This is a genomic window from Niallia oryzisoli, from assembly GCF_036670025.1.
Classification (GTDB): domain Bacteria; phylum Bacillota; class Bacilli; order Bacillales; family Cytobacillaceae; genus Bacillus_BD; species Bacillus_BD oryzisoli.
Window position 1 is genome coordinate 1,494,851 of record NZ_CP137640.1, and the last position, 12,186, is coordinate 1,507,036.

Genomic DNA, 12,186 nt, shown 5'->3' on the forward strand with positions numbered 1-12,186 from the left:
GACACACTAAAAGTAGATGTAATATTTGCAAAAGAATGCGGATATTGCTAAAGTAAAATGGTCTTTTTTAAGGATGCATTTTTTGGTAGAAGGGATGTAAAAAGATGACAAAACAACAGTTTGGAGTAGTTGGCATGGCGGTTATGGGAAAAAACCTAGCCATGAACATTGAGTCAAGAGGTTATTCTGTTTCCATTTACAATCGTTCAAGTGAAAAAACAGATGAAGTTCTTGCTGAAACAAAGGGGAAAAATTTCAAGGGTACATACTCAATTGAAGAATTCGTACAGTCGCTTGAAACTCCGCGCAAAATTATGTTAATGGTTAAAGCCGGTGCTCCGACAGATGCTACAATTGAACAGCTTATTCCTCATTTAGATAAAGGAGATATCCTAATCGATGGAGGAAATACATTTTTCGTTGATACCCAGCGCCGCAACAAAAAGCTGAGTGATCTCGGTATTCATTTTATTGGAACAGGTGTTTCAGGCGGTGAAGAAGGAGCGTTAAAAGGACCTTCCATCATGCCTGGCGGTCAAAAAGAGGCCTATGATCTTGTGGCGCCAATTTTTAAGGATATTTCGGCAAAGGTAAACGGAGATCCTTGTACGACATATATTGGGCCGGATGGAGCAGGCCATTACGTTAAAATGGTTCATAACGGCATTGAATATGGAGATATGCAGCTTATTTGTGAAGCATATTTCTTACTGAAAAATGTGCTTGGACTTAACGCCGGGGAGCTTCATGAAGTATTTGCCGAATGGAATAAAGGCGAGCTTGATAGTTACTTAATTGAAATTACAAAAGATATTTTTACAAAAATCGATGATGAAACAGGCAAACCGCTCGTCGATATGATTTTAGATACTGCTGGTCAAAAAGGTACAGGGAAGTGGACAAGCCAAAATGCACTTGATTTAGGTGTACCGCTGCCGGTTATTACGGAATCTGTATTTGCCCGCTTCATTTCTGCTATGAAGGAAGAACGAGTAGCAGCGAGCAAGCTGTTAAGTGGTCCGGAGGCAAAAACGTTTACCGGTGATAAACAAGCATTCATTGAATCTGTTCGTAAGGCTCTTTATATGAGCAAAATATGTTCATATGCGCAAGGGTTTGCGCAAATGAGAGCAGCCTCTGAAGAGTATGATTGGAATCTTCAGTACGGAGAAATTGCGATGATTTTCCGCGGCGGATGTATTATTCGGGCTCAATTTTTACAAAAAATTAAAGATGCCTATGATCGTGAACCAGGTCTTAAAAATCTATTGCTTGACCCTTACTTTAAGGAAATTGTGGAAAGCTATCAGCATGCATTACGCGAAACTATTTCATTTGCTGTTCAGTACGGAATTCCAGTTCCATGTTTCTCATCAGCTTTAGCTTATTATGATAGCTATCGCACGGCTACATTGCCTGCTAACTTACTTCAGGCACAACGCGACTATTTTGGTGCTCATACATATGAAAGAATAGATCGCGAAGGAATTTTTCATACAAATTGGCTGGAATAAACGGCAAAAAAGAACCTCTTTGCGAAAGCAAAGAGGTTCTTTTTTGATCATATATTGATTATTGACAGGATTCTACATCCAAATTATCGATTGGCCACCAGAAAAGACCGTCTTTTGCAAGAAGTACATCACTTTCTTTTGGACCTGCTGATCCTGATTCATAATTCGGGAAATGTGCCTGTGTCTTTTGCCAATGCTGTGATATATTATCAACAAAACTCCACGAAAGGGCAACTTCATCCCAATGTGTAAAATTTGTCGCATCACCGCGCATGCAGTCATATAACAGTTTTTCATAAGCTTCCGGTGTATTGATGCCATCAATTCCTGTATTGGCATAGCTTAGCTTAACAGGTGTCGCATTCATGTGATTACCCGTTTTCTGAGCGTTCAGATGCAGGGTGATTCCTTCTTCAGGCTGGATATGAATAACGAGCAGGTTTGGATTTAAGGTTTGTTCCGTTTTATAATATAAATTCATAGGGATGTCCTTAAATTGAACAACAATTTTAGTTGATTTTGATTTCATCCGTTTCCCTGTTCGAATGTAGAACGGGACTCCTGCCCACCGGAAATTATCGATCAAGAGCTTGCCGGCTACGAAGGTCTCTGTATTTGACTGTGGATCCACCATGTGTTCGTTACGGTAGCCAGGAACCTTTTCACCATTATTGATTCCTTCTCCGTATTGGCCGCGGACAAAATATTTATCAACTTTATCGTCCTTTACAGTCCGCATGGCACGCAGTACCTTTACCTTTTCAGAACGAATTTCTTCCGTATTAAGTTTAATCGGAGGTTCCATCGCTAAGAGGGCAACCATCTGCAGCATATGGTTTTGTACCATGTCACGCAGTGCACCGCTGTTTTCATAATAACGTCCGCGCTCTTCCACACCCAATGTTTCACTTGAAGTGACTTGGATATTGGATATATAGCGGTTATTCCAAAGTGGCTCAAATATCGCATTTGCAAAGCGAATGACCTCAATATTTCTAACCATTTCTTTTCCAAGATAATGGTCGATTCGATATATTTCATCCTCAGAAAAAGCTGTACGGATTTGATTATTTAATTCTTTAGCTGACTGCAAGTCATGACCAAAAGGCTTTTCGATGACTAAACGTTTAAACCCTTTAACGTCGGTAAGACCGTCTTCGTTTAAATGAGTAGCTATGGTTCCGAAAAATTCGGGAGCCATCGCTAAATAGAAAATGCGATTGCCATTTGTTTGATATTGTTCATCCAATCGTACAGCCATTTCTCTTAAATAACCATATGAAACAGAATCTGTCACATCATGTGAATGGTAATAAAAATGAGAAGCAAATTCATCTATATTACTATTTCCATTCGATGCAGCTGACTGCACAGACTTTTTTACATTTTCCTGGAATTGTTCATTGGAAAGTTCTCTCCTGGCAACACCAATGACGGCAAAGTTCTCGGAAAGATTCCCTTTTTCAAATAACCGGTACAGCGAAGGGAAAAGCTTTCTATTGGCTAAATCACCTGTGGCACCAAAAATCATGATCAAAGCTGATGGTTTTTCGTTATGTTTCACGATTTGTAAAACCTCTCTTCATTAAAATTGACATCTATTTTAGGGTTTGCTTTTATTTAATAAGAAATTCAATCCGAAAAATATGTCTAATAATGCTAAAATTTTATCGATTTATGTAAAAATACGCAAATACTTTGTTCTTATTATCTGTTGATTGACTGGAATATAAGCTTTCATTATTTTTTATGCAATAAAATTTGGCTATAATAATGTAAAGATGGATTGGAGAAAGGAGCTTATCGGTGGAATTATTTTTTCTTGGAACGGGAGCAGGAGTACCTGCAAAGCTTAGAAATGTAACAGCTATTGCGTTAAAATTATTGGAGGAGCGAGGCACAATTTGGCTGTTTGATTGCGGGGAAGCAACTCAGCATCAAATTTTACATACATCAATCAAACCTTCTAGAATTGAAAATATTTTTATTACTCATTTACATGGGGATCATTTATATGGACTTCCAGGTCTACTGGCAAGTCGTTCCTTTCAAGGCGGTGAGTCAAAAGTGACGGTCTATGGACCTCCAGGCTTAAAAAGCTATGTAGAGACAAGCTTAAGTGTAAGTGGAACTTATTTGCGATATCCGCTTGATATAGTTGAAATCAACGAAGGCGTCTTATTTGAAGATGATCAATTTATCGTAGAAGCACGAAAGCTTGAACACGGAATCCCCTCATATGGTTTTCGAATCGTGGAAAAGGATCGTCCGGGGACTTTATTAGTGGATAAATTACAAGAGGCTGGAATCAAGCCGGGCCCTATCTATAAAAAAATAAAAGAGGGTGAATCTGTAACCCTTGAAGATGGAACGACTCTAGCAGCGGATGATTTTGTAGGTCCAAAACAAAAGGGCAGAGTAGTTACGATATTAGGGGATACAAGGATGTGTGAAGCGGCCCAAAACCTTGCAAATGAAGCAGATTTATTAGTTCATGAAGCTACCTTTGCAAATGGGGAAGAGGCTTTAGCTTTTGACTATTATCATTCCACGACCAGCCAAGCAGCGGAAATTGCCTTGCGTGCCAATGTTAAAAAGCTATGTATTACCCACATTAGCTCACGATACGATCGACAGGCTGCCGAAGGGTTATTGGCTGAATCCTGCCGGATATTCCCAGATACAGAGATTGCGGCTGATTTTAAAAGTATCAGCATTCCCCGTTAAAAGAACGAAAAAAGTTTATTAATATAATTATAAATGACTGTTTTCAAAAAAACTTTATTGACATTATTGTAGTAATTCACGTATAATTCCAATTATGTTTTATTATCATAATATAATTTTGAAACGATGAAGAGTGTTTAATAAGCCATATTTCCCTGTATTGAAGAGAGTCAGCGGCTGGTGGAAGCTGATACAAAGATTATGGTGAATTTCAGCTTGGAGTTTCTTTCTTTTACATAGATTTGTATTAGAAACGGATGGTTCCGTTATCCCATTGAGTGGAAAGTCAATGCTTTCAAAAAGGGTGGTACCGCGTGTTCTTCACGTCCCTTTTTACTGTATTGGCTTTTTTTATTTTAGCAATTATAAAATATTTTCTATCTATCTTTAGAATCTGGAGGAAACAACATTGGAACAGAAAGAACAGTGGTCGTCAAAAATCGGCTTTATCCTGGCGTCGGCCGGCTCAGCAATTGGACTTGGTGCTATTTGGAAGCTGCCGTATGTAACGGGAATGAGCGGAGGGGGAGCCTTTATTCTTTTATTTGTCATTCTCTCACTATTAATTGGGTTTCCGCTTTTACTCGCTGAATTTATCATTGGCCGCAGTACGCAGAAGGAAGCGATATCGGCATACAAACAGATTGCACCTGGTTCAAAATGGCATTGGATTGGTTATCTCGGTGTTGTTACTTGTTTTATTTTATTATCATTCTACAGTGTTATTGGTGGATGGATTATTCAATATATTGTTTTTGGTCTTACAGGACAAGTCGGTGGAGGGAATGTAGACTACGAAACACTCTTTACTCAATCTGTAACAAGCCCGGTTCTTTCTGTCGGGGCACAGGCGCTATTCATGATCATCACGATTATTGTTGTCGGAAAGGGTATCCAAACAGGAATTGAAAAAGCCAGTAAATTTATGATGCCTGCTCTTTTTATTTTATTTATCGTTTTAATTATTCGTTCCTTGACACTTGAAAATGCCATAGAAGGTGTATCGTTTCTTCTCAATCCAGATTTCAGTAAGTTAAATTCAGAAAGTATCTTATTTGCGCTTGGGCAGTCATTCTTTTTATTAAGTGTAGGGGTTTCAGTCATGGTGACGTACAGCTCTTATCTTCCAAAAGGGGAAAGCATCATTCAGCCGGCATTTTCGGTCGTTGCGATGAATTTATTTATTTCCATTTTTGCAGGTCTTGCGATTTTTCCGGCCGTTTTCTCGTTAGGATTTGAACCGGCTGCAGGTCCAGGATTACTGTTCATTGTTCTGCCGTCCGTATTTGAAAAAATGGTTTTTGGTACAATCTTTTTATTGATATTCCTAATTTTGTTTTTGTTTGCCACGCTCACATCTGCGTTTTCCTTACTGGAGATTGTTGTTGCCTCTGTTTCAAAAGGAAAAGGCGGACGAAACCGGCTTTCCTGGATGATTGGGAGTCTCGTCTTTATGGTTGGTATCCCATCGTCATTATCATTTGGTGTTTGGTCTGACTTTTCGCTCTTTGGAAAAAGTATCTTTGATGCAGCGGACTATCTTGTCAGTAATATCTTAATGCCGATTGGTGCCTTGTTAATCTCAATCTTTGTTTCCTATCGGATGAAAAAAAGTGTATTAAAGAGTGAACTGATTCAAAAGTCAAAATATAGTCTTCTGTTTGAAGTCTGGTATTTTTTATTACGTTATGTTGTACCAATCGTCATTATTGTCGTATTTCTTGACGTTACAAATATCATTTAAAAAAAGGTGGACATAACTGTCCACCTTTTCTTGATTAACTAGCTCCAGTGCCTAGCCCCTCGAGGTCACAAGCCAATCCGTCAAGAAGGTTAAAGAACAACCTTCCTGCCGGCTCGTCTTTGCTTGTCAGGGCTGGACAAGGCACTTCCGCCTTTAATTAACGCTGATTTCGTCTTTGTTTCCAGCCTCTTTCGTACTGAACAGGTCCTTCAATATCAACACCGAGTTCCAGTGCAGCTTTTCTTGGCCAATATGGATCACGCAGCAATTCCCGTGCCAGTAAAATAAGATCAGCGCGTTCGCTTTGGAGAATTTCTTCCGCTTGCAGCCCGGATGTAATAAGGCCGACTGCCCCGGTAGGAATCTCAGCCCCATGTTTTATTTTTTCTGCTAACGGCACTTGATAACCGGGATAAATGTTGATTTTTGCCGGCACAATCGCACCAGAACTTACATCGATTAAGTCGACACCCTGTTCTTTCATCCAGCGGCTGTAAATGACATAATCCTCGACAGTCAAACCTTCCGGATGGTATTCATTTGCTGATACGCGGACAAATAAAGGTCCATCCCAAACCGATTTCACGGCCTCAATGACTTCTTTTAGGAAGCGATAGCGATTTTCCGGACTTCCGCCATATTCATCATTGCGGTGATTAGACAGTGGTGATAAAAATTGATTAATCAAATATCCGTGGGCACCATGGATTTCAATCACATCAAAACCAGCTTTTTTCGCGCGCTCTGCTGCCTTTTTAAATGCAGCAACTGTAAGATGAATATCATCTGTTGTCATTTCTTTTGGTGTTTTGCTTTTTGCATCAAAAGGAATTGCTGAAGGAGCGAGGATTTCTCCGTCGAGTTCTGCTTTACGTCCTGCATGTCCTAACTGTATACCACACTTGGCGCCACTCTCTTTGATTAGGGTTGTAAGCTGTAAAAGACCTTCGATATGCTCGTCATTCCAAATACCTAAGTCATATGGCGAGATACGACCTTCCTGGGAAACGGCTGTTGCTTCTTGAATGAGCAGGCCTGTTTGCCCGACTGCTCTGCTTATGTAATGAGTGTAATGCCATGGGGTTACCTTTCCATCTTGTTCGGTACATGAATACATACACATAGGTGCCATGACAATCCTATTTTTCAACGTGACATTTTTAATTGTATAGGGTGAAAATAGCTTTGTTTCTTCCATTATGACAGCTAGCCTCCTTTTTTTCTTTCATTGATAAGTATAACAGGATTGAACATGAAAAGATAAGCAGGAGGCTCGTTTTGGCTTTACTCTGGATTGATTGTCATATAGTATCGTGAATAGAGGTGACCAGGATTGACAAATAAAAGACTAAATAATAAAAATATTGTGATTACGGGTGCTTCCAGCGGGATTGGGCTTTCGATTGCCTCCCTGTGTGCCGAAAACGGAGCAAATTTAGTTCTGCTCGCCAGAAGACTCGACCAGCTGGAAAAAATAAAGCAAGATTTAGAGGGACGTTATTCGGTCAATGTACAAGTATATAAACTCGATGTGTCAGATACAAAGGAAGTCAAAGCTGTTTTTTCCAAGCTTTTGGGTGAACTGTCAACCATTGATGTGCTTGTGAATAACGCAGGATATGGTATTTTTCGGGCAGCACATGAAGTTGAAATGGGTGATGTAAAAGGGATGTTTGATGTAAATGTTGTCGGGTTAATTGCTTGTACAACGATGGTTCTGCCGTTAATGAGGCAGCAAAGAAAAGGCCATATCATTAACATTGCCTCACAGGCCGGAAAAATCGCTACACCGAAATCAAGCGTGTATTCAGCGACTAAGCATGCTGTTCTTGGATATACAAATAGCCTGCGGATGGAGCTGTCAGATTTTAATGTGTCTGTAACGGCTGTGAATCCAGGTCCGATTGAAACAAATTTCTTTTCGATTGCTGATGAAGAGGGGACTTACGTAAAAAGTGTCAAAAGATATATGTTAACACCTGATTTTGTGGCAAGGAAGGTCGTTGACAGGATGCTGACGAAAACAAGGGAAATCAATTTACCCCGTTGGATGAATGCCGGCAGCATCCTGTTTGCACTTTTTCCAGGCCTGTTTGAACGGGCAGGGAAAAAGGTGTTAAATAAAAAATAAAATGATAAAAAGTGATGACTAGAATGTCATCACTTTTTAAATTTAATTAAATTATTGCTTTTTTATTGATTGTACTCTCCCGATTTGTCCATTTGTAAGTCTTACTTTAATCCCATGTGGATGATAGCTTGATTTTGTTAAGATATCTTTTACAATACCGCTAGTAAGTTTTCCGGTTTTTTGATCCGCTTTAAGGACTATATCAACTGTTGTTCCAGGCAGGATATCTTTTCTGTTTTGTCCATTCATTTTTTAACATCCTTCATTTTATGATCCGACAGACAATAATTTCTTCGTCTGTATGGTATAGATACGATATAGGAGGAAAGCCAGTAATGATAAGATTATACCTGAAATATATGGTAAGCCGATTGCCATATTGAAAAGCCAGCCCCCAAGCGGCGGTCCGGCAATTCTTCCTAGTGAATCGAAGGAAGAAAGCAATCCTGTTGTACTTCCATGACCTGCTAAGGATGTTTTTGTCAAAAGAGCGGAAACGCTTGGGCGGATGATCCCGTTCCCAATCCCAAATATTGTAAGATAAATAGCAGCCGTTGTGAAGCTGTCAACTAATAAAATTAACCCGAAGCCAATGGCGGAAACAATAATTCCGAGTTGAATGACGAAGCCTTCGCCAAAGCTCTTCGTCATTCTTCCGACCATTCCGCCTTGGATAAAGGCTGAAGCTAAACCCATAATCATAAAAATATAGCCTAACTCTACAGCTCCTAATCCTGCTTTTTCGGCTGCAAAATAAGCGAAGGTTGCCTCCAGTCCCGATAACGATAAGGAAATAAATAATTGCAAAAAATATAAAATAGATTGTGAACCGTTTAAAGCTTGCCTTAGAGAAGACTTTTCGTTTTTCTTTTGACCTCTGTTTTCTTTAGGCAATGACTCCTTCAATACAAACAAAACAAGCAAAAAGGTCAATAATGAGGAAATTCCCGCGATGTAAAAAGGCATATGTAAGCTCATTTTTGAAAAAACGCCGCCAAGTGCAGGCCCAAAAACAAACCCTAGTCCTGTAGCGGCACCAACAACTCCCATTCCTTTTCCACGATCTTCAGCAGATGTAATATCGGCGACATATGCCATGACGGTCGGCATATTGGCAGCGGATAAGATTCCTCCGATGACTCTAGCCGCAAATAACATCCAAAGTGCTGATGATAGACCCATTAAGAAAAAGGAAAGCGCCAGACCCAAAATTCCTATCATTATAACCGGCTTTCGGCCAATCCGGTCAGAGACTCGTCCCCATACAGGTGCAAAAAGTAGCTGCATTAACGAATATACAGCCATTAACAAACCTAATTCAAATGGGGATGCCCCGATATTTTCTGCATAAAAAGGAAGGACAGGGATAATGATTCCGAATCCTACCATAACGAGAAACATAACAGCAAAAAGAATCGGCAGTGCTCTTTTTGTTTCTAACATATTTTTCACTCCATTTCCCGATAATTATAATGATTATATATATGAATAGTCAATTTTCACTATGAGCTGTAAGGAAAATTTTTCATCGCAATAACAAGAATATTGAAATAATATTTTAGGACTACAATAGCTAATGTTATTATGGTAATCTAATAATGTTGTAACGTACTAAAGTATTATTATATTTGGATAAAGGTGGTTTATGATTATATGAAGCGTATAGCATTATTTTTGTTTGTAATCGCGTCTGTTTTTGCAATTCTTGTCGGATGCTCCAACTCAGATTCCGATTCTAAATCTGAAACAAATGATAAAGATAAATTAATCATTGGAATTGATGATACATTTGCTCCGTTAGGATTCCGTGATGAAAATAATGAAATTGTCGGTTTTGATATTGATATGGCAAAGGCTGCTGCTGAAAAAATGGGTGTCGAGGTTGAAATTCAACCCATTGACTGGAAAACAAAAGAAAATGAATTAAACAGCGGCCGAATTGATTTGATTTGGAATGGATATACCATTACTGATGAGCGTAAAGAAAAGGTCCTTTTCACAAAGCCTTATTTAAAGAATTCCCAAGTAGTGGTGACACTAGCTGACTCGAAATTGGCGAAACTGGATGATTTAGAAGGGAAAGTTGTTGGGATCCAAGCGTTATCTTCTGCTGGTGATGCTTTAAATGCAAATCCGGTAAAGGATAAAATTAAAGAACTGACTGAATTTGATACGAATGTTCTTGCTTTAACAGATTTAAAGGCAGGCCGTGTTGATGCAGTTGTTATTGATGAGGTTGTTATTGATTATTTCATGACAAAAGAGAAAGATACATTTAAACTTCTTGATGAATCACTTGCACCTGAAGAATATGCTGTCGGCGTGAAAAAAGGAAATGAAGAGCTGTTGGACAAACTTCAGGCGGCATTAGATGAAATGAATGAAGACGGTACCGCAGCAGAAATTTCTAAAAAGTGGTTTGGTGAAGATAAGGTACTAAAATAAAAGTCAGACAGAACAAATATATAGCAAAAAGGCTGTCCAGGACAGCCTCTTTTGTTTTTGGAGGAATCCATTCATGTCAGGAGAATATCTAATCACAATACTAAAGCCTATGCTTGAAGGTGCACAGGCAACTATTCTATTGTTTTTTATCGCTATTGTGTTGTCAATTCCGTTAGGCTTTCTACTTACATTAGCTGTTAAAAGCAGCATAAAGCCAATTTCATGGCTTGCGCAGGCTTATATTTATGTCATGCGCGGAACCCCGCTTTTACTGCAATTATTGGTTATTACCTTTGGGCTTCCCATGATTCCAGTTGTCGGAGAATATTTAATTCTTGACCGCTTTGTTGCAGCAAGCCTGGGATTTATTTTAAATTATGCTGCTTATTTTGCTGAAATTTTCCGCGGCGGACTTCTATCGATTGATAAAGGTCAATATGAAGCAGCGAAAGTATTAGGTTTTAATAAATGGCAGACTACAACAAGGATCATTCTGCCACAAATGTTTCGTATTGCCCTGCCTGCAGTTGCAAATGAATCCGTTACACTCGTGAAAGATACTGCACTGCTTTATGCCGTTGCTGTACCGGAATTGTTACACTTTGCTCAGACTGCCGTGAATCGTGATTTTACGATTTTGCCTTTCTTTGTCGCGGGTATCATCTATCTGATCATGACTCTCTTATTAACGAGTGTTTTTAAATTGCTCGAAAAACGGTATAGATTTGAATAAGAAGGAGTTGAGAATGTGGCTATCATTGAAGTTTCTGACCTCAAAAAATCATATGGAAATCTCGAGGTATTAAAACGGATTTCCTTTGATGTAAACAAAAAAGATGTGGTTGCTGTGATAGGTCCGTCCGGTTCAGGAAAAAGCACCATGCTGCGGAGTTTGGTTCATCTTGAAGAAATCAACGGCGGAAGCATTTGTGTATCCGGTGATTATTTGGTTAAAGATGGCATATATGCCAAGCCGCAGGACATCAAGACCATTACATCAAAAATGGGCATGGTGTTTCAGCATTTTAATCTTTTTCCACATCTTACGGTGAAGGAAAACCTAGAACTTGCTCCTAAATTAGTGAAAAAGGAGAATCTGTCTGTTATTGGAAAGAGAAGCATGGAATTGATGGAGAAAATTGGACTAACAGAGCGGGCAAATGCCTATCCTGCCAATCTCTCTGGAGGACAAAAGCAGCGTGTCGCGATTGCACGTGCGCTTATGATGAATCCCGATATCCTGCTTTTTGATGAGCCTACTTCTGCATTGGATCCAGAATTGACAGGTGAAGTACTGCAGGTTATGAAGGACCTTGCGAAAGAGCATATGACAATGATTGTTGTTACACATGAAATGGAATTTGCCAAAGAGGTGGCTACCCATGCCATTTTTATGGATAATGGCGAAATTGTTGAATCCGGTCATCCGGAAGAATTGTTTATAAATCCAAAGCATGAGCGGACAAAAGCCTTTTTAAATCGCAGTTTGAAATAATTTTCCTAAACATCCCATTCGGTTATTGCCTATTGGGATGTTTTTACTTTTAGAGCAATTAAAGCCTGATAGGTTCCTGCTGTATGACAGGTTAAGGTTTTGATAACACTATTCTTGAAACCAAATTTAC

General features: G+C 39.2%; 11 protein-coding genes and 1 other annotated feature. Of the genes, 7 read left to right on the forward strand and 4 right to left on the reverse strand.

What is annotated here, in order from left to right; all coding sequences use genetic code 11:
• Positions 1-104 precede the first annotated feature (104 nt).
• Positions 105-1,514 (forward strand): NADP-dependent phosphogluconate dehydrogenase, encoded by a 1,410-nt coding sequence (gene gndA, locus R4Z09_RS07470; RefSeq protein ID WP_338451705.1) that lies wholly within the window; start codon positions 105-107, stop codon positions 1,512-1,514.
• Between the two features lie 58 nt (positions 1,515-1,572).
• On the opposite strand, the gene zwf is transcribed toward gndA, so the two are convergent.
• On the reverse strand, positions 1,573-3,078 hold the full coding sequence (gene zwf / locus R4Z09_RS07475) for a glucose-6-phosphate dehydrogenase (RefSeq protein ID WP_338451706.1): 1,506 nt from the start codon (positions 3,076-3,078) through the stop codon (positions 1,573-1,575).
• Between the two features lie 242 nt (positions 3,079-3,320).
• On the opposite strand from zwf, the gene rnz reads away from it, so the two are divergent.
• Together rnz and R4Z09_RS07485 are read left to right on the forward strand one after the other, a co-directional pair.
• Positions 3,321-4,241, forward strand: a complete 921-nt coding sequence (gene rnz, locus R4Z09_RS07480; protein WP_338451707.1) for a ribonuclease Z — start codon at positions 3,321-3,323, stop codon at positions 4,239-4,241.
• A 117-nt stretch (positions 4,242-4,358) separates the two neighbouring features.
• Positions 4,359-4,575 (forward strand) — a binding site (T-box leader).
• Positions 4,576-4,650: 75 nt separating this feature from the next.
• A complete protein-coding gene (locus R4Z09_RS07485; RefSeq protein WP_338451708.1) occupies positions 4,651-5,985 on the forward strand; it encodes a sodium-dependent transporter in 1,335 nt (444 codons plus the stop codon).
• Positions 5,986-6,142: 157 nt separating this feature from the next.
• On the opposite strand, the gene namA is transcribed toward R4Z09_RS07485, so the two are convergent.
• Positions 6,143-7,183 (reverse strand): NADPH dehydrogenase NamA, encoded by a 1,041-nt coding sequence (namA, locus tag R4Z09_RS07490; protein ID WP_338451709.1) that lies wholly within the window; start codon positions 7,181-7,183, stop codon positions 6,143-6,145.
• A gap of 135 nt (positions 7,184-7,318) precedes the next feature.
• On the opposite strand from namA, the gene R4Z09_RS07495 reads away from it, so the two are divergent.
• Complete coding sequence (locus R4Z09_RS07495; RefSeq protein WP_338451710.1) at positions 7,319-8,116, forward strand: SDR family oxidoreductase; 798 nt, start codon at positions 7,319-7,321, stop codon at positions 8,114-8,116.
• A gap of 51 nt (positions 8,117-8,167) precedes the next feature.
• Here R4Z09_RS07495 and R4Z09_RS07500 read toward each other — a convergent pair whose 3' ends face one another.
• Complete coding sequence (locus tag R4Z09_RS07500; RefSeq protein WP_338451711.1) at positions 8,168-8,365, reverse strand: YwbE family protein; 198 nt, start codon at positions 8,363-8,365, stop codon at positions 8,168-8,170.
• An 18-nt stretch (positions 8,366-8,383) separates the two neighbouring features.
• Entirely contained in the window at positions 8,384-9,559 is a 1,176-nt protein-coding gene (locus R4Z09_RS07505) for an MFS transporter (protein WP_338451712.1), read from the reverse strand.
• Between the two features lie 210 nt (positions 9,560-9,769).
• On the opposite strand from R4Z09_RS07505, the gene R4Z09_RS07510 reads away from it, so the two are divergent.
• From R4Z09_RS07510 to R4Z09_RS07520, 3 genes are all read left to right on the forward strand, one after another.
• Positions 9,770-10,561, forward strand: coding sequence for an amino acid ABC transporter substrate-binding protein (locus tag R4Z09_RS07510; RefSeq protein ID WP_338451713.1), 792 nt, complete (start codon positions 9,770-9,772; stop codon positions 10,559-10,561).
• Between the two features lie 73 nt (positions 10,562-10,634).
• Entirely contained in the window at positions 10,635-11,294 is a 660-nt protein-coding gene (locus R4Z09_RS07515) for an amino acid ABC transporter permease (protein ID WP_338451714.1), read from the forward strand.
• Positions 11,295-11,309: 15 nt separating this feature from the next.
• Positions 11,310-12,056, forward strand: a complete 747-nt coding sequence (locus R4Z09_RS07520) for an amino acid ABC transporter ATP-binding protein (protein WP_338451715.1) — start codon at positions 11,310-11,312, stop codon at positions 12,054-12,056.
• The last annotated feature ends 130 nt before the right edge of the window (positions 12,057-12,186 follow it).

Excerpts from the sequence above, each read along its gene's own strand:
- gndA (WP_338451705.1), top strand. The coding sequence starts at position 105 with ATGACAAAACAACAGTTTGGAGTAGTTGGCATGGCGGTTATGGGAAAA.
- namA (WP_338451709.1), bottom strand. The coding sequence starts at position 7,183 with ATGGAAGAAACAAAGCTATTTTCACCCTATACAATTAAAAATGTCACG.
- R4Z09_RS07500 (WP_338451711.1), bottom strand. The coding sequence starts at position 8,365 with ATGAATGGACAAAACAGAAAAGATATCCTGCCTGGAACAACAGTTGAT.
- R4Z09_RS07505 (WP_338451712.1), bottom strand. The coding sequence starts at position 9,559 with ATGTTAGAAACAAAAAGAGCACTGCCGATTCTTTTTGCTGTTATGTTT.
- R4Z09_RS07510 (WP_338451713.1), top strand. The coding sequence starts at position 9,770 with ATGAAGCGTATAGCATTATTTTTGTTTGTAATCGCGTCTGTTTTTGCA.
- R4Z09_RS07515 (WP_338451714.1), top strand. The coding sequence starts at position 10,635 with ATGTCAGGAGAATATCTAATCACAATACTAAAGCCTATGCTTGAAGGT.